The organism is Dissulfurimicrobium sp. (assembly GCF_049968175.1).
GTDB classification, from domain to species: Bacteria; Desulfobacterota; Dissulfuribacteria; order Dissulfuribacterales; family Sh68; genus Dissulfurimicrobium; species Dissulfurimicrobium hydrothermale.
The window spans coordinates 15,956-34,705 of record NZ_JBMFRG010000017.1 but is presented as its reverse complement, the minus strand read 5'-3'; the positions used below and the strand labels follow the sequence as shown (position 1 = coordinate 34,705).

The 18,750-nt window shown below is 47.6% G+C and carries 15 protein-coding genes and 1 tRNA gene; 9 read left to right on the top strand and 7 right to left on the bottom strand.

The genetic code is table 11. The features are described from left to right. Positions 1-186 precede the first annotated feature (186 nt). Entirely contained in the window at positions 187-1,410 is a 1,224-nt protein-coding gene (nrfD, locus tag ACP5SG_RS03540) for an NrfD/PsrC family molybdoenzyme membrane anchor subunit (protein ID WP_428122018.1), read from the top strand. A 215-nt stretch (positions 1,411-1,625) separates the two neighbouring features. On the opposite strand, the gene ACP5SG_RS03535 is transcribed toward nrfD, so the two are convergent. After that, positions 1,626-1,702, bottom strand: a tRNA-Arg gene (locus ACP5SG_RS03535). A gap of 441 nt (positions 1,703-2,143) precedes the next feature. On the opposite strand from ACP5SG_RS03535, the gene ACP5SG_RS03530 reads away from it, so the two are divergent. The 7 genes from ACP5SG_RS03530 to ACP5SG_RS03500 all read left to right on the top strand — a co-directional run bounded on the left by ACP5SG_RS03530 (position 2,144) and on the right by ACP5SG_RS03500 (position 9,895). After that, entirely contained in the window at positions 2,144-3,142 is a 999-nt protein-coding gene (locus ACP5SG_RS03530) for a GSU2203 family decaheme c-type cytochrome (RefSeq protein WP_237889036.1), read from the top strand. A gap of 22 nt (positions 3,143-3,164) precedes the next feature. Then, positions 3,165-5,048: a GSU2204 family CXXCH-containing (seleno)protein gene (locus ACP5SG_RS03525; RefSeq protein ID WP_428122014.1), complete on the top strand. Its 1,884-nt coding sequence runs from the start codon at positions 3,165-3,167 to the stop codon at positions 5,046-5,048. Between the two features lie 75 nt (positions 5,049-5,123). Continuing rightward, positions 5,124-5,510 carry a hypothetical protein gene (locus ACP5SG_RS03520; RefSeq protein WP_428122011.1) on the top strand — a complete coding sequence of 129 codons (387 nt, stop codon included), beginning with the start codon at positions 5,124-5,126 and terminating at the stop codon, positions 5,508-5,510. Between the two features lie 329 nt (positions 5,511-5,839). After that, positions 5,840-6,034, top strand: a complete 195-nt coding sequence (rpmB, locus tag ACP5SG_RS03515) for a 50S ribosomal protein L28 (protein ID WP_237889032.1) — start codon at positions 5,840-5,842, stop codon at positions 6,032-6,034. 199 nt (positions 6,035-6,233) lie between these two features. Then, positions 6,234-7,307, top strand: a complete 1,074-nt coding sequence (gene dprA, locus ACP5SG_RS03510; RefSeq protein ID WP_237889031.1) for a DNA-processing protein DprA — start codon at positions 6,234-6,236, stop codon at positions 7,305-7,307. Between the two features lie 14 nt (positions 7,308-7,321). Further along, positions 7,322-9,592: a type I DNA topoisomerase gene (gene topA / locus ACP5SG_RS03505; protein WP_237889030.1), complete on the top strand. Its 2,271-nt coding sequence runs from the start codon at positions 7,322-7,324 to the stop codon at positions 9,590-9,592. An 18-nt stretch (positions 9,593-9,610) separates the two neighbouring features. Continuing rightward, positions 9,611-9,895, top strand: coding sequence for a sulfur reduction protein DsrE (locus ACP5SG_RS03500; RefSeq protein ID WP_237889029.1), 285 nt, complete (start codon positions 9,611-9,613; stop codon positions 9,893-9,895). 264 nt (positions 9,896-10,159) lie between these two features. Here the strand turns inward: ACP5SG_RS03500 and ACP5SG_RS03495 are convergent, their stop codons facing one another. The 5 genes from ACP5SG_RS03495 to glmS form a co-directional block, all read right to left on the bottom strand. Beyond that, positions 10,160-11,020: a ParB/RepB/Spo0J family partition protein gene (locus ACP5SG_RS03495; RefSeq protein WP_428122005.1), complete on the bottom strand. Its 861-nt coding sequence runs from the start codon at positions 11,018-11,020 to the stop codon at positions 10,160-10,162. Next, positions 11,017-11,832 carry an AAA family ATPase gene (locus ACP5SG_RS03490; RefSeq protein ID WP_330873318.1) on the bottom strand — a complete coding sequence of 272 codons (816 nt, stop codon included), beginning with the start codon at positions 11,830-11,832 and terminating at the stop codon, positions 11,017-11,019. The genes ACP5SG_RS03495 and ACP5SG_RS03490 overlap by 4 nt, the downstream gene beginning before the upstream one ends. 345 nt (positions 11,833-12,177) lie before the next feature. After that, positions 12,178-13,512, bottom strand: a complete 1,335-nt coding sequence (locus tag ACP5SG_RS03485) for a UDP-glucose dehydrogenase family protein (protein ID WP_237889027.1) — start codon at positions 13,510-13,512, stop codon at positions 12,178-12,180. Positions 13,513-13,521: 9 nt separating this feature from the next. After that, positions 13,522-14,562 (bottom strand): NAD-dependent epimerase, encoded by a 1,041-nt coding sequence (locus ACP5SG_RS03480; protein ID WP_424661420.1) that lies wholly within the window; start codon positions 14,560-14,562, stop codon positions 13,522-13,524. A gap of 41 nt (positions 14,563-14,603) precedes the next feature. Continuing rightward, entirely contained in the window at positions 14,604-16,451 is a 1,848-nt protein-coding gene (gene glmS, locus ACP5SG_RS03475; protein WP_424661419.1) for a glutamine--fructose-6-phosphate transaminase (isomerizing), read from the bottom strand. 108 nt (positions 16,452-16,559) lie between these two features. Between glmS and ACP5SG_RS03470 the strand changes: the two genes are divergently transcribed. After that, positions 16,560-17,369 carry a type III pantothenate kinase gene (locus ACP5SG_RS03470; RefSeq protein WP_237889025.1) on the top strand — a complete coding sequence of 270 codons (810 nt, stop codon included), beginning with the start codon at positions 16,560-16,562 and terminating at the stop codon, positions 17,367-17,369. Here the strand turns inward: ACP5SG_RS03470 and ACP5SG_RS03465 are convergent. Further along, positions 17,338-18,648, bottom strand: a complete 1,311-nt coding sequence (locus ACP5SG_RS03465) for a 3-deoxy-D-manno-octulosonic acid transferase (protein WP_428121996.1) — start codon at positions 18,646-18,648, stop codon at positions 17,338-17,340. The two genes, ACP5SG_RS03470 and ACP5SG_RS03465, sit on opposite strands and share 32 nt — an antisense overlap. Positions 18,649-18,750: the final 102 nt, after the last annotated feature.

The window sequence follows — 18,750 nt, the reverse complement described above, 5'->3', positions numbered from 1 at the left end:
TGGGATATCGACATACCCCTGAATGGCCATTTACACAAATTATTTTACACCCTCTTTTTTAACACTTTAACATCCTCTATTCTTTACAAATTGATTTTATAACTAAAAAATATGATACTTTTAAATTGTAAACTAATTGTTATCATATAACAAAACTTTCAATCTTATAAGGAAAGGAGCACTTCGATGACAAAACCCGGATCTGCAATCATAGACACCGACGCCGCTGCCCACACAGTATCCACCTTGCACCTCATCCTCCTCGCATGTTTTGCAATCCTCAGCACCATAGGCATATCTTTTGGGATTCATGCCCTGGTACTAGGACATGGTGAGACCTTCAACACGACAAGAGAGGTCCCATGGGGACTTCTCATAGCATCGTATGTATTCTTTGCATCCATGTCAACAGGACTCTGTATTGTGGCCTCACTTGGCCAGGTCTTCGGCATAAGGGTATTCCAGCCGATTGTTGAGAGGACGATCTTTCTCGCGATTGTAACTATAGCCGGGGGACTAATGAGTATCTCTCTGGAGCTTGAAAATCCCTGGAGAGTTCCTATTTATGGCGTATTATCGCCCCATCCCGAATCAAATATCTGGTGGAAAAGCACCATCTACAGCATATATTTTGTTTTGCTGACCCTGGATCTGACTATGCTGCATCTTGGGAAACGAAAGGCAGCAGCAAGGTTCGGCCTCGTGGCACTCATCGCATGCCTGGCGGCAAATCTAAACATGAAGGCAGACATGTCGGTTATAGGATCAAGAGAATTTTGGCTCGAAAACTATATGCCGCTCTATTTCGCCATCCAGGCCACCCTCCTTGGGTGTTCCGCAACCATGTTCTTCAACTGGGCCGCCATCAAACTTGACAAACAGCCTATCGACGCCGGGATGCAAGATGCACTCTCCATGATTGCAAAGATCAGCGTGATACTCCTTATTTTGACGGCTGGTTTTGTCGGGTGGAAGATATATTCAGGACTCTTCAACATGACCGAAAACCAAGATGCCATGATGCTTTTATTAAAAGGAAGCTATGCTGGCAATTTTTGGATAGGTGAAGTTATCTTGGCGGTCCTTGCGCCTCTCGCACTCATAACAGCTGCAAGGACAAAAAATGTAACCGACTTGGCCGCCGCAGGTCTTGTCTGCCTGGTCGGCACTTTTGTGATGATTTACGACCTTGTGGTAGTAGGTCAACTCATCCCGGTTTTCCATCAGTACAATATCGTTGACTTGCCAAGATATTTCTCCTACACCCCATCCCTCCATGAAGATATGATATTTATTGGGGCCATATCTTTTGTCATTACTGCTTTTCTTATTTGGGAACACTTTTATAAAATAAGGGCTATGGAAGCTGCAAGTCTGACACAAGGTACCAATGCTGGCGTTGGCGACTAACAGAAAGGGCTTGGCTGACAAGATTTATTAGATCATCGTTGATGGCATAGCAAAAAGTCAACTGCGGGGTACAGGTCTGTGCGCCTTACATTGACGATTTTTGCTTAGCCATCTCATGTCAATAACTTTTTTACGAGATCATCATTACAAATAAAAAACGCCCGACCCTAAATAGGTCGGGCGTTTTTGGTTATCAGACGTTTTTTGGTTATCATTGGTGCGCCCGGAGGGATTTGAACCCCCGACCTTCGGATTCGTAGTCCGGCGCTCTATCCAACTGAGCTACGGGCGCCAAGTGGGTTATATATAATTGAAATACCTGCCCGTTGCAACCCTTCCCTTATGGCATCTCGTTTTTATAGCATTTGATCATTTGCACAATAAAATTGTGACATACCATAGTTATTTTGTTACAAAATGAAATTAATCTATTCTTTGAAATTTTTCTTGACAAAAGATTTGTCTTTGATATTGATTAAAATCAAGGAAAAAAATTAATAATACGATTTTTTAAAAATTCTTTTGCTGAAATATGTTAAAAAAAGAAACAAATTACGTAAATTAATCTCACCAATAAACGATGGGACATCCAGGAGGAACGATCTATTTTTTTGGCCGATCAAAAAAAGGGAGTCCTCTATTTGAAGTCTGATAAACCGAAGGGGGTAATTACAAGCTGTCGCGTGTCTCATCGATTTAAATTGACCATAAAGGGTCAGATCAGGAGGGAGAGATGCACAAAAAAATCCTTTTTGTAGTTGTAGGGTTGGGATTCATCATGGGCTGCACTGGTGGACTTCAGAAACGCTCGGCCGTAATAAAAACACCAAAACCAGTGCCGGAAGCAGTCTATGTAGGGACAGAGACATGCAGAGGGTGTCATGAGGGGCTTGTAGCCGAGAAAGAAAACGTCCATATGAGGATAGCCTCTTTTGAGGTGCCTGACGGCTACAAGACAGGCTGCGAATCCTGTCACGGGCCTGGTTCAGTCCATATCGAGTCAGGCGGCGATCCGACCAAGATATTGGGCCCAAAAAAAGACAAGAATGACTCGAACCCTGAAGGTGTCGCAGGGATATGTGTATCATGTCACCAAAACGGATCTTGCATGAACTGGCCAGGCTCAACCCACCAAGAAAACGGAGTCCATTGCACATCGTGCCATAAGATCCACTCAAATTCAAAAAAATCCTTTTTAATAAAAGATGAGAAGGAATTATGTGCGTCGTGCCATCAAGATGTAAACGCACAGACCTACTTTGCATCACACCACCCTATCAAAGAGGGGAAAATGGGATGTACAGACTGCCATAACCCGCATGGCGGTGAAAATATGGAAAAGGGTATGCTCAGGACGGACGAACGAGTAAATGACCTGTGTCTAAAGTGTCATACAAGATATCAAGGACCGTTCGTCTTTGAACACGACCCTGTAGTGGAAAACTGCCTGATTTGTCATGAACCGCACGGCTCTGTAGCCAACAATCTCTTAAGGCAGCAGGAACCATTCCTCTGTCTGCAGTGTCACGAGGCGCACTTTCATGCAGCAAGGGCCTCGAACAGCCAATTCCCCGTAACCGTGCCTGGCGATCCAACAAATCAGATCGCTGCGACCGATCGCGGCTTCCAAAAATCGTTCATGACCAAATGCACGCAGTGTCACCCAAGGGTCCACGGCTCCGATATGCCATCACAATCTGTAGCCGGCCAGGGCAAGGGCCTTACAAGATGATAAGGGGGATAAGGACATGAACATGAGTAATGTTTATCTTTACTTGATAATCGCTGTCGGTCTTTTGTTTATCTGTTTCACGCCGGTCTTGGCGGATGATGAAAAACCGATCGAGGGTGAAATAACGGTCGGCGGCTCTTTAAACGACAAACTGAAAGGAAAGGAGCAGGGGGCCAAGGGCGCCGCTGAATATCAAAGCATCTATGATAAAGGTTCGAACTGGGACCTTAACGGCAGATTCAAATATAGGGGGGGCAATCTTGACCTGGATGGCTCTGCAAGATATCAAGATTCGGAAGACCAGGAGTATAGGGGCGATCTCTCGCTTAATCGAATAATCCTTTACAAGACCGACTACAACAAATTCATGCACCGCCTAGACCATGACAAACTGGAAAATCTTGAAGCACACATATTTAAAGGGGCAGGCACGCCAGGCGCCCCTGTAGGATTACCTTTTTCAAGCCCAATCCCCGGGAAAAATCCTGACGGCACAGCCATAACCGCCGGACAGAGCATAATAGGGGCCGCCGCCGTATATTACACGGATCACGGACCAGGAGATGACTATTCGGTTACCCGCTCCGAGTGGAACAGCCGCATAGTCTTCAATATACCCCAGATACCAGAACTGAAACTCGGTTTTGATCACAGAATGGAAAAAAGGACAGGCTGTGTCCAGTCGCGCACCATGAGCAAGTGTTCAGCATGTCATATAGAGGCCTATTCAAAAGATATAAATGAACTCACGAATGATTTCATACCCAAACTCTCTCTGAGACTTGAGGCCCTTGTAATAGACTATTCATATATGCACAGGGAATTTGATGACAGCGGCGACAAAATGTATAATAATTATAATAAGTTAGCAAGTGCACACGTTGCACCCTTCGGCCCGAAACTCCAGTTCGACGGGACATACGGTGCGCTTCCATTCGACCGCACGCCAGAGTCTACCAAAGACAGCCACAGCCTAAAACTACGCTACGATATAGACAAGAAGAATACCGTAATGGCCGGGGCTGTATATTCTGTGAGCACAAACCGAGGCACAGATTCATCATACAATGCACTCCTGGGCAATTACGGCAAAGACCTTGATCTTAAGAGCGGCTCGCTCTTCGCCAAGATACATAGCCACATAACCAAAAAATTGTCCTTGACTGCGCAAGTAAGATATCAAACACTCAACAATGACAACGTCTTCATAAACGTAAACGACCAGAGACAGATTGATGCATTTAAAAACGAACCCTTTTCAACATACGATTTTACAAGAAAATCGGGCTATGACCTGAACCTCTATACAGGCGGCGTTGATCTGACCTACAAGCTCAGCCGCACGATTGCGATCATGGGCGGCTATGAATATCGTCGGGAAGAAAGAGAAAACAATAAGGAGCACAATGTACCGCACGACACAGATGAACACATATTTAGACTTGCCGGGGACTGGCAGTTAAACAATGGGCCCAGGTTCAACCTTGGATATAAGCTTATGCTTGCAAACGATGTCTATGCCCTTTACAAGGCAGTGTGCGCCCCTAGCGGACAATTTGCCACCTATGCTGGTCCGGCCACAGACAACTGGAATTATTACAGAACCTATGCACCCAATATCTATGATGCAAGAACTGGGACAAGGAGCAATATGCCCAACAGGCTTCATGAAATAGGGCTCAAGGCAGGGTGGTCGCCCATCCAAATACTCTTTACAAACCTCTATGCAAAATACCGCATAGGAAACAATAACGAGGTAGACGGCAGAGATTGGCATCAGAATCTCTTCACCGGCGGATTGAACCTGGTGCTGGCTCCGAACGAAAAGATGGCCTTCAGTGCAGGCTATAACTATTTCTACGACAAATACGAGTCCATGTATTGCATAGCCGTCTATGACGGGTGAGGGAACCTCATAACATCGAGCCAGTTTGGCTCTGAACACACTAATATGAACTACAGGACAGAGGCACACACCTTTATGGTTGGTACAGACATCAAACCGGCGCCGAAGATCGGCCTAAACGCCACCCTGAGCTACACAAAAGGCATGGGCAGCATTAAGGACTTCTTCTTTGCAAGCATGTATCCAACAGGGGATGTAAAGCTTGATTATAATGTCAGTTCTCTCAATCCCAACATGCCATATCTCTATGATGTTGCATACATAAACGGCATACAAAACTATTCAAATCTCGACTTCTCAGAATTCGATTTCACATTTGGTGCAACCTATCGCCTTACAAATACCATTGGGCTGGGGTTGCACTATTTCTATGACAAATTTACAGACAAAGAACCATACGTTTATGGCGATCAAGGCACTGAGGTCCAGTCCGTTCTAGGGGTCCTGACCTACAGGTTCTGAGTCTTTCTTGCCCCAAGAGGGGCGGATCGTCCGCCCCTCTTATCCAGCCCTATAGACGCATAGACATCTAACCGCCCGCAAGAAATAATTGGTTATCTTTTTGAAGATATCCGCCTTTCGCGATTTAAATAAATTGCGGCCCTCTGGCCCGATCATGTGATGGACGACGGAATGTGCGCACAATATCGGTCTTGTAATCAGGAACAGGATTTAATCGCAACAGCGGTTTGTCGCCGCCAAATTGTTTTAAGATAATGGAAATGCTTGCATTTAGGATCTGATCGGTTTATATAGCCTAAAATCAAAATCCCTATTTTTAAGAGGTCTCTATGTCCAAGACATGCGAAATATGCGGTAAAAGACCTGGAATAGGCTGCAAGGTAAGCCATGCCAACAACCGCACCCTAAGGCGTTGGCTTCCAAACCTGCAACGCGTCAAGGCCCTTGTAAATGGCCAGACGCGGCACATCCGCGTTTGTACTCAGTGTATTCGTTCGGGGCGAGTTGTAAAACCTACAATATAACAAACCAAATTAACGATGGTTGGTGATATCTGCTACGACCTGCTGAATCCATTAAAATGACCTGGTTGGTGATATCTGCTTGACGCGAGATAAAAACTCTTTTTTAGTCTCTCGCATGTCATACATACCACCAGATCCTTCCACAAATACTGCAGCGGTCAAAATGCTCAAATATCAATCCAACGCAATTAGTCCATGGGTGGCTCTGCAGATTGTGCCCGGCATAGGGAGCATTACCCTCAGGAGATTGGTGGACCATTTCGGCTCGCCAGAGGCTGTGCTGAAGGCACAGACCTCTGAACTCGACGCTACCGGGTGGCTCTCTATCAGACTCAAAAATGCCATTTTGGCTGGTCCGGATTGGCGTCTCCACAAACGTTGCATGGAGACGATTGAAGGGCTTGGGGTTTGGACGATAACCTATCGCGATAAAGAATACCCAAAACCCCTGGGGCAGATACCTGATCCACCGGCCATACTATATGGGCTTGGAGACCGCAATGTCCTCAACGGCAAGGCTGTTGCAGTAATCGGCTCCAGGAAGGCCAGTGCATATGGCATCAAGGCGGCCAGCGAGATCGCATCCGGGCTTGCCGAAAAAGGAATTACGGTGGTCTCTGGACTTGCCCCTGGCATAGACTTTGCGGCCCATGAGGCCACACTCAAATCAGGTGGCGTCACCATAGCTGTAAAGGGATGCGGTATAGATGTGCCATATCCCAGGCACGACAAGGCCTTTATTAAGCGCATAACATCAAGTGGCGCTATCATAACCGAATTTCCGCCCGGTACAGCGCCGGAGCCGAAAAACTTCCCTATACGGAACAGAATAATAAGCGGACTCTGTCTGGCAGTTGTAGTAATCGAGGCAGGCCTTAAGAGCGGCTCCCTGATCACTGCATCCTGCGCACTCGAACAGGGCCGAGAGGTGATGGCGGTTCCAGGCAGTATTTACTCAAACGGGAGCACAGGAAGCCATTGGCTTATAAAGCAAGGTGCACGATTAGTTGAAAATGCAACAGATATACTCGATGGTTTCTGTATCTTTCAGACCGGCCATGCAGAACCCGATGTGCCGAACAGGCCCAATATTATGTCTCTAGGACCGGAAGAGAGGCTTTTATATAATATGCTCGACGCTTATCCGGTACACATAGATGAAATTGTACATTCAAGCGGCCTTCCGGTCGCCCAGGTAAACGGCATATTGCTACAGATGGAGCTGAAAGACCTCATCCAGGTCCTGCCTGGCCAAATGTATCAAAAAAAATAAGGACTAAAAATATAATGGGCAAGAGTCTTATTATCGTTGAATCTCCGACAAAGGTCCGAACAATAAAACGATACCTCGGAAATGGTTTTGATGTAAGGGCATCCCTTGGTCATATCAAGGATCTTCCAGCCAAGTCGCTCGGCGTTGATATCGAAAACGACTTTACCCCGCATTATGAGACGATTCGGGGCAAGGCCAAGGTCTTAAAGGAACTCAAGGCAGCCGCCTCAGGCGTACAGGATATATACTTGGCACCCGATCCTGACCGTGAAGGAGAGGCGATAGCGTGGCATATAGCTGACGAACTTGCAGGAAACGGCAAAAAACCGGTGAAATTCCACAGAGTGCTATTCAGAGAGCTCACAGAAAAGGGGATAAAGGAGGCCATAAGTGCCCCTGTAGAATTGAACAAAAACAAATTCGAATCACAGCAGGCAAGGCGCATACTTGACAGACTGGTTGGTTACCAGATATCCCCGATACTCTGGGACAAGGTAAAAAGAGGTCTTTCGGCCGGCAGGGTCCAGTCAGTGGCTGTCAGGATTGTGTGCGACAGGGAAAGAGAGATACGTACATTTGTCCCTGAGGAATACTGGACCATCCAGGTGAAACTCAAGGCCGGACATCCACCTGAATTTGTTGCAAGGGTAACGGCAAAAAATGGCAAAAAGCTTATCATCAACAACGAAGATGCCGCAAGAGAAATAGCGGACTTTCTAAAAAACGCCGCATTCAAGGTCTTAAAGATACAAAAAAAAGAAAAGAGGCGTCAGCCTGCCCCTCCATTTATAACCAGCACGCTTCAGCAAGAGGCAGCCAGAAGACTCAGGTTTTCGGCGAAGAAGACCATGACCATCGCGCAGATGCTATATGAGGGCATAGACATCGGCGAAGAAGGCCCTGTAGGTCTTATCACCTACATGAGGACAGACTCTACAAGACTTGCTAGTGAAGCCGTCGATGCAGCCAGGGACTTCATAAAAGAGATGTTTGGAAAGGATTATGTGCCGCCCAAGGCGCCGAGCTACAAAACAGGCAGATTGGCCCAGGACGCCCATGAGGCCATAAGACCCACATCTATCTTAAGGACACCCGAGGCCATGACTACATACCTTTCCAAGGATGCCCTCGCACTCTACGAACTCATCTGGAAGAGATTTGTAGCGTCCCAAATGGCCCCTGCAATATTGGACCAAACACAAGTGGACATAGAGGCAGGGCCCTATATGCTGAAAATTACTGGCTCAATAATGAGATTTCTCGGTTTTACCGCCATGTACTCGGAGAAAAAAGATGAACAGGTAGGTGCCGATGACGATACAGGTCCGGTTGATCTCCCACCCCTTTCCGAAGGTGAAAATCTGGACCTCATAGATATCATTCCAAAGCAACACTTCACCCAGCCTCCGCCCAGATACACAGAGGCAAGCCTTATCAAAACCCTCGAAGAAAAGGGTATAGGCAGGCCAAGCACATATGCAACAATCCTTTCGACCATTCAAGAAAAGGAATATGTCCGCATGGAACAAGGGCATCTTTTGCCGACGGAGCTTGGTTTTATAGTTACAGACCTCCTGGTTGGACATTTCTCAGGCATACTCGATACAGGATTTACGGCCGATATGGAAAGACAGCTCGATGAGATCGAAGAGGGAAAATTGTCATGGCTGGAGGTCCTAAAGGGGTTTTACGCCCCATTTAAAGAGAGCCTTGATACTGCAAAGACCGAGATGAAGTCAATAAAGTGGGTCGGCATAGAAACCGCCATTAAGTGCGACAAATGCGGTGCCCCGATGGTCATTAAATATGGGAAGACAGGGGAATTTCTTGCTTGCTCAGCCTATCCTGTCTGTAAAAATACAAGCGACTTCACAAGGGATGAAAGGGGTCAAATAAAACCAATAGGCAAGGAGACATCCCATCCATCGGCTGGAATATGCGAAAAATGCGGGCGTCCGATGGTGGTGAAAAAGGGAAGATTTGGTGAATTCATCGCCTGTTCAGGCTATCCTGAATGCAAAAACACAAAACCCCTAACAACCGGTGTGCCATGTCCAAATCCAGGATGCAGCGGACAGATAGTAAAAAAGAGATCTAAGACTGGCCGCACCTTTTATAGCTGTAACAGATATCCAGAGTGCCAATATGTAAGTTGGGATGAACCGGTTAATGAAAAATGCCCTAACTGTGGCTCGCCCATATTGGTCGCAAAGATCGGGAGGGACGGGAAAAGGACGCTGAGGTGCCCAGTTAAAGGCTGCGGCTATAAAAAAGAGGCACAATAACAAAAAGGAGGAGCTGTCATGAAAGTAACATTGATGGCATGCAGTGGTGATCCTGAGATCCTCTGGAATGCCTTTCGCATGGGAAATCTAATGCTCGAGCAGATGGATGATGTCACCATCTTTCTTAATGGCCCGTCTGTCAACTACCAGATATTGGCCTCGGAAAGATACCCCCTGACCAATCTCGCCAAACTGTTCACTCTATCCGAAGGCGCCTTGCTTCCTGAGGCAAGCTCCTTGACCTCCACGGCGTGGAGGAAGGATATCACAAAAGGGCCAAACAGGCCGACCTGTACCGGTTGATCGCCGAAAGCGATAGGGTGCTGACATTTTAAAAAATCTCCAAGATTAACGATTTTGTTCGACAGTAAGGCGCGAGATAACCACCATCAATCTGTCCCTCTCCACATCAAGGGGATTAATTTTTATCCTACATCGGAAGTTGTCTTTTACCCCTTTGGAGAAAGGATTTGGAAATGGATTTAAATCTCCCTTCCATACCTTGACAGGATGGATTAAACACCATGGAAGGGGCAATTTGGAATCTTTCCAAGAAATTATAGCTGTTTATACGGCCTTTAAAATGTATCTGATCCGTTCAAACTCATCGAGGTCCTTGTAGCGTATCTCTATACAGCCACCTTTTTGTCCATGGGATATCTTCACGGTAAGGCCAAGGGAGGCACTAAGTTCCTTTGCAATACCTTCTATGTCAGGGTCAGAAATAGAAGGTTGTCTTGCCTTCCTTCCAGCGCCACGCAATAAAAGCCTTCTAGCAAGGTCCTCTGCCTGTCTCACCGAAAGCCCTTTTGAGACGATCTGATCCCTCATCATGCGCATGGTATCTGCATCGTTTGCCATCAAGAGTGTACGAGCATGCCCCATAGTGAGCCTACCCTCCACAAGATCCCTCTGTGCATAGTCCGGAAGCTGCAACAGCCTCAAAAAATTGGCGACTGTAGCCCTATCTCGACCCACCCTCGAGGCAACCTGGGCCTGTGTAAGCCCCACTTCATCCACAAGCCTCTTATAGGCCATCGCCTCCTCAAGCGGGTTCAAATCCTGCCTCTGGATGTTCTCGATAAGCGCAAGCTCCAAGACCTCGTTGGGACTTACATCTTTTATCACCACAGGGATGGTCTTTAACCCGGCCATCTGGGCAGCCCGCCATCGCCTCTCTCCAGCAACGATCTCATACCGACCGGATGAGACCTCCCTTACAACAAGCGGCTGAAGCACCCCTTTCTCTTTTATGGATGCCGCAAGGCCTTCAAGGGCGGCGCCATTCATCTCCTTCCTCGGCTGATTCGGGTTGGGATGGATCTTTTCTATCGGACACTGGAAAAAACCGGGGCTGCCTGCGTCATAAATATCACCTTCAGCAATAAGGGCGCCGAGCCCCTTACCAAGTCCCCCTTTAAACTTCATAAACCCCTCCTATGTCTTGAAAGAAACTCCCTGGCAAACGAAAGATATGCCTCTGCGCCTTTGGATCTCGGATCATACAAAAATATGGGCTGTCCGTGGCTTGGGCTCTCACTAAGCCTTATATTTCTGGGAATAGTCGCTCTATAGACCAAATCCCTAAAATGGGTCCTGACCTCCATGGCAACCTGATAGCCAAGGCGGATACGGTGATCATACATCGTAAGCAATATCCCTTCTATGTGCAACATCGGATTAAAATTGTGTTTTACAAGACGGATGGTCTGAACCAGCTGGCTAAGGCCTTCAAGGGCGAAGTATTCGCACTGGAGTGGTATGAGTACTGCATTTGATGCAACAAGGGCATTTATGGTCATAAGCCCCAACGAAGGTGGGCAATCTAGGATAATAAAATCGTAATGATCGAGACCACTGAGTGCATTCTTTAATACACCTTCCCTCTCCTGCCTCTCGGCCAGATCAAGTTCTATTCCGACAAGGTCGGTATTGGAAGGCAGGATGTCTAGATTCGCCACGGCCGTATGACGCACCACACCGGCCGAGCCAGAGGTCCCAACAAGCATGTGATACAGATGCGGATCAATTTGGCGCGATGAAAGACCCATACCACTGGTGGCGTTTCCCTGTGCGTCACAGTCCACAAGCAACACTGACTGTCCGAGCATGGCAAGGCCTGCGGCCAGATTGACAGCGGTCGTAGTTTTTCCTACGCCGCCCTTCTGATTTGCTATTGCTATAATGGATGTCCTTTGGGAAGATAGGTTTGTCATTGTTTCACGTGAAACATAATTCATGCCGGTTCATTCATATTTCCAGAGAGCAAGGGGGTATGACGATTGATATTTTTTGATATCTTTACCAGCGATCATTAATTGCCGAAACATCGGTCTCTCAAGGGTGACTATGACATTTTGATGTCGTTGATATGGACCCCGGGATTCCCTTGGCCTCAGTTAAAATCGCTCTCTTCTATGTGGATTCCAGATATTGACAATCCGTCCGACCTGGAAAGGTTTATCACGGATTCGCCTGACTTACTGTCTTTGTAAAGCCAGATTCCAGTTGTCCCCCTCAAAAAAACAAAAGGTATGTAGGGATGGCGTAATTTTGCAACAGATTTTTTTGGTACCCCACGATCGTTATTGACACAATCCCGACGAAGACACGCCCCTTCCAACACAGCTGTAACAGAACCCGATCTCCCTTACCTTGAACGGGTCATATACGTTTCTCAGGTCCACAATCGCAGGGGTCGCCATAAGCTCCTTGACCTTCATCAGATCGAGATTTCTAAACTCATTCCATTCCGTGACCAGCACCATGACATCCGCCCCCTCTACGGCCTCATATGGGTCAGAGGTATAGGCGACCTGGTCAACGCTGAATATGCGCTTGAATTCATTCATTGCCGCTGGATCATAGGCAGATACCCTCGCCCCCTTTTTGATAAAGGCATCTACCAGATGAATGGCCGGCGCCTCACGTATATCGCTTGTATTGGGTTTAAAAGAAAGACCCAGGACCGCTATCTTTCTACCGCCAAGCTCTCCGCCAAGTATCGCCTCGGTCTTTTCAACCATACGGTCTTTCTGTGCGGCATTCACATCCATGACCGCCTCAACAATCCTCAATGGAGACCCAAGATCCCTCCCCATCTTGACAAATGCCTCTGTATCCTTTGGAAAACATGAACCGCCGAAGCCAGGACCAGGGTGAAGGAATTTAGGGCCGATGCGCCTATCAAGCCCCATCGCCCTTGCAACATCGTGGACATCCGCGCCGGCCTTTTCGCACAGGTTTGCCACCTCATTGATGAAGGATATCTTGGTGGCGAGAAAGGCATTTGATGCATATTTTATGATTTCAGCGGTCTCAAGGCCAGTAACTACAAACGGTGTCTCAATGAGATACAGGGGTCTGTATATGTCTTTCACAATAGCAAGCGCCCTTGGGCTATCAGAGCCCAAGACAACGCGATTTGGGCGCATAAAGTCCTCAACCGCAGCCCCCTCCCTCAAAAATTCCGGATTTGAAACAATATCCACCTCGACCGGCTGCTTTTTATTCTCATCTATAAGGGCCTTGATCCATCGGTTGGTGCCCACAGGGACCGTGCTCTTTGTGACTACCACCTTATAATCATTCACCGCCGATGCAAGCTCAAGCGCCGCCGACTTGACGGCAGACAAATCAACCCCGCCACGTCCATCGGATGGGGTACCAACACCCAAAAAAATAACTAGTGATTGTTCAACCGCCGGTGCGAGCTCAATGGAAAACGAAAGCCTTTTGTTTGCAACATTCCTATCCACCAACTCCTTGAGACCGGGTTCATAAAATGGCATTTCACCAGCAATAAGCTTATCTATCTTATCTTTGTCCTTATCCACACAGATGACGTGCATCCCGAAATCGGCGAGTCCGGCGCCCGCCACCAGACCTACATACCCCGTACCAATTACTGTAATATGCATCTCGATCAATCACCCGCCAATCTCGTAGTATTTTTTGTACCAATCTATAAACCTTGGAATACCATCCTCAAGGGGTATCTGTGGCTTAAAGCCTATATCCCTTTCCAGGTCCGATATGTCCGCATAGGTTACAGACACATCACCTGGTTGTAAAGGAAGGAGATTTTTCTTTGCCTTTTTTCCAAGGCACCGTTCAACAACCTCTATGAAATACATCAACTCAACCGGTTTGTTGTTCCCTATGTTGTATATCCTGTATGGGGCGTAGCTTGTTGCCGGATCAGGGGCCGCCCCGTTCCATTCTGGGTTTGGATCGGGCACCTTGTCCACAATCCTTATCACGCCCTCGATTATATCATCTATGTAAGTAAAATCACGCCGCATCTTGCCAAAATTAAAGACGTCTATCGGTCTATCTTCAAGGATGGCCTTGGTGAACAAAAAAAGCGCCATATCAGGTCGCCCCCATGGACCGTACACTGTAAAAAAACGCAGGCCGGTTGATGGAAGGCCATAGAGATGGGCGTATGTGTGGGCCATAAGCTCGTTAGCCTTTTTTGTTGCTGCATAGAGTGAAATTGGATGATCGACGTTATCATGGACTGAAAATGGCAGCCTGGTATTTGCACCATAGACCGAGCTGGAGGATGCAAAGATCAGGTGTTTCACACCGGTATGACGGCACCCTTCAAGGACGTTTGCAAAACCAACGAGATTTGTGTCAACATATGAATATGGATTTTCAACGGAATAGCGTACCCCGGCTTGTGCGGCCAGATTTACCACTGCATCAAAGCGTTCCGATTCAAAGAGGGTTGCCATGGCCTCTCTATCGGAGAGATCTGCACGGACCATCTTAAATTTAGGAAACGGGATAAGCTCTCTCGCCCTGTCTTCTTTTATGGATGGGGGGTAATAGTCATTAAAATTGTCGAGCCCAATAACCTCCCTGCCTTCTTGCAAAAGCCGCTTTGAAAGATGGAAACCTATAAACCCAGCCGCGCCTGTAACCAAGATTTTTTTAAAACGCACTGTATCTTTCTGTATCATACACCCCATCTTTCATTAAGACCCTGCTACAGACAAACTTATCATTCAACTGTAACACTCTTTGCCAGATTCCTCGGCTGATCAACATCACAACCCCTGGCTGCTGCTATCTCATAGGCCATGAGCTGTAAAGGTACTACATAAAGAAATGGATTTATATCACCATCTGATGGCCTTGGGACAGATACCACATATTTGGCCATCTCCGCAAGACGGGTATCGCCATCTTCACCAAAGGCTATCACAATCCCACGCCTTGACCTTACCTCTTCTATATTGCTGATCATCTTTTCATACACATGATCCATTGGCGCCAGGGCCACAACCGGCATGTCCCTGTCTATCAAGGCTATGGGCCCGTGCTTCATCTCGCCAGCGGCATAACCTTCGGCATGTATATATGATATCTCCTTGAGTTTCAATGCGCCCTCAAGGGCTATAGGGAACATGAAACCACGGCCAAGAAAGAGGAAATCCTGCTTCTTATAAAATTCATCTGCAAGACCCATGGCCTCTTTGTGCCACAAGGTAAGGTAACCTTCCAATAGACCAGGAAGCCCTGCGAGGGCATCAATCTTTGTTGCAAGTTCATCACGGGCGATTGTCCCTCTTATTTTGCTGAGGTACAACCCCAATATAAACAAGGCGGCGAGCTGGCTTGTAAAGGCCTTGGTTGATGCAACCCCTATCTCAGGGCCCGCATGTGTATAAATAGTGGCATCAGCTTCCCTGGTTATGGTACTGCCGACAACATTACAGATCGAAAGCACGGGCGATCCCATGGCCTTTACCATCCTGATCCCCGCAAGGGTATCGGCGGTCTCTCCTGACTGCGAGATCGGGACGACCAGCACCTTATCATTAAGGATTGGATGCCTATAGCGAAACTCGGATGCCAACTCCACCTCAACAGGGATCCCAACCCACTTCTCTATCCAATACCTCGCAACAAGGCCTGCATGCCACGATGTCCCGCATGCAAGAAAGATTATACGATTAAGTCCTTTTATTACATCAAAAGAAAGATCTATCTCAGGAAGGGTTATATCGCTCACCCCAGGTTTGATGCGTCCCAGAAAGGTATTCAAGACCGCCTGGGGTTGTTCGTATATCTCTTTTAACATAAAATGCTTATATCCTGCCTTTTCAGCCATAGAAGCATCCCACGAAATGGTATGTGACACCCTGTCGACCGGCTCCCCGGTCTCGAGAGAAAAGAATCTTATCCCACCCCTCGACAGGATAGCCATGTCGCCGTCCTCCATAAAGACCAGGTCGCGGGTATAGGGCAGGAGTGCAGGGATATCGGATGCAAGAAATGCCTCATCCCCTCCAACCCCTAGGACAAGCGGGCTCTGTCTTCGAACAGCCACAAGTCGGTCCGGTGCACCCTTCCACATGACAGCAAGGGCATAGGAACCCCTTACATCAAAAAGCGCTCGCCTTACTGCTTGAATCAGATCTCGACCGTCTGTCAGATATTTTTCGATCAGGTGGGCGATAACCTCTGTATCAGTGCTGGAACGGAAGGTATGCCCTTCATCCAACAAACACCGCCGCAAGGTATAATAATTCTCGATGATCCCGTTATGGACCACCACCAGCGAACCAGTACAGTCTATATGGGGATGGGCATTAACCTCATTCGGCTCCCCATGCGTAGCCCAGCGGGTATGGCCAACCCCTATACCATCCGTCGAGGCACAGTGACCCCTGAGTCTGTCTTCAAGACCATCCAGCTTGCCTTTGCACCTTACAAGCCTCAGATCACCACCCTCGATCCAGGCAACCCCTGCGGAGTCGTAACCCCTATATTCAAGGCTTCCAAGACCCTTAAGCAATACCGAGCGCACATCCCGATGACCAACATATCCGACAATTCCACACATACCAACTCCTACAATGCTGCTTGCGATGATATCAATTTTTGCAATTATAAACTAGCAAACCTATTACTTGAAGATTATATTTTGGTTAAGAAAAAAAGGGGTTAATAGATGATCTTGGCTGTAGATATAGGAAATACCCAGACCGTCTTAGGGATAATCAAAGGTACAACAATAGTCCGAAACTGGAGAATCCATACCAACAAACATACAACCGCCGACGAACTCGCTGCCTTGCTGATCCAGCTAGGCGAGATAGCAGAGATAAAAATTTTCCACATTGAAGATATTATTATTTCCTGTGTCGTGCCGCCTCTTGTACGCCCCTGGGAAGAATTTGCTACAAAATATTTAAAAAAGGAGGCTATAATCTTAAAAGGAGATATGCCGCTTGGGATGCCGATTCTATATAAAAGGCCATATGAAGTCGGGGCAGACCGCATCGTAAATGCCATTGGTGCTTACAAAAAATACAGACGGGCGCTCATTATAATCGACTATGGCACTGCAATCACATTCGACTGTGTCTCATCGAAAGGCGAATATCTAGGTGGCGCAATCGCGCCTGGAATATGGCTTGCGACAGAGGCACTGTTTCGCGGCACATCAAGACTCCCAAGGGTAGAACTCTTTGCCAAACCAAAGACCGCCATAGGCCAGGATACAAACTCAGCCATCCAATCAGGTGTCATATATGGATTCGCCGGTCTTACAGACGGGATGGTGGAGCGACTATCCAAAGAATTTCCTAAGAGACCTACCGTTATAGCAACCGGCGGCCTAGCATCGCTTATTGCCCCTTATTGCTCAACAATAGAAGAAGTTCTTCCCGATCTCACCCTGCAAGGCCTTGCCATTATCTACAGGGGCCTAAAGACAAGAAGCCGGGCTAACCGGCAGGATTCAACAATTCCAAAATGACATCGGCCTGACGGCTTGCAGCATTGCCAGAGAGCCCTATCAAGGCATCTCTAGCTGCCAGACCAACCTGCTTTCTGAATGCAGGGGTCCTAAGCAATGACTCAACAATCGATACAAGCCCGGCAACATCTCTGACCTCAAAACCACCACCGGCATCGAGCGCCGCCTTAGCCTCTTCGAAGTTATCCATATATGGCCCATAGATCACAGGAAGCGCCCATGCCGCAGGTTCCATGATGTTCTGTCCCCCCTTAGGGACAAGTGAGCCGCCAACAAACACAACCGTGGCGATGCCATAAATATCAAACAACGGTCCAACTACATCTACAACAACCACCTGGGATGTGCGCCTCTCCCCCATCTCCAGTCTACTCCAAAGCTGAAAAGGTAGACCTGCAGCCTCCAGCCGCGATGCAATAGAAGACACCTTTCTTATATGCCTTGGTATCAAAAAAAGCATAAGCCCCGAAAAAGAACTTAGGAGCAGGCGATATGCCTCTATAACCAGCCCATCTTCATCTCCCCTCAAACTGCCAGCCACAAATACATGGGCAGAGGCATCTATGCCCATGCGACAGCGGAGCGCCTCGGCCCTTTCATTATCAGGCCTTGAGATCAGACCCTCAAATTTTGCATTGCCGGTTACCTCAACCAAGGTCTCGGGCGCCCCCAATTCGATCAAGCGCCTCCCATGTACCTCTGAAATGGCACAAACCCGCGAAAACTCACGCAACAATCCACCTATCAACCACCTTATCTTTTTATATCTCCCAAAAGACCTTGTAGATATCCGACCATTTATCAATACAACCCTTGAACCGGTCTCGCGAACGGCATTGATCATGTTGGGCCACAACTCTGTCTCAATAGGTGCATAGACCTTCGGCCTTATGGCTACCGCCACCCTGTGCACCGCCCGTGGAAAGTCTAGGGGATATGGTATGACCAGGCAACGATGTGATAAGAAAGACATGGCCCTCGCAAGACCAGCGGGCGTTGTGGATGAGACGGCAATTTTGAGATATGGTGCCCTTTTATCTAGCGCCGCAACAATAGCCTCTGCTACGGCTACCTCTCCGACAGATACGGCCTGAATCCAGACATCATATGGTCCTGTATCAACGGGTAGACCTGGCATCTTACCAAGCCGCCCAACAAGAAGGCCATCCAGCCCCTCAAGCCTTGACCACACCCCCAGAAAAGGATAGGCTATGCTATATAACATAGCGGAACATCTTTTGTATGTGGCATAAGCCACCGACTGCCCCAGTAATTTCATCAAGGTCGATTTTAACTCACCAGACAGCCCTTGCGCCAATACATTCTTCTGGTATTTTTATAATTAATATATATTAATCGTTTGGAATCTTTTCAACCTGAA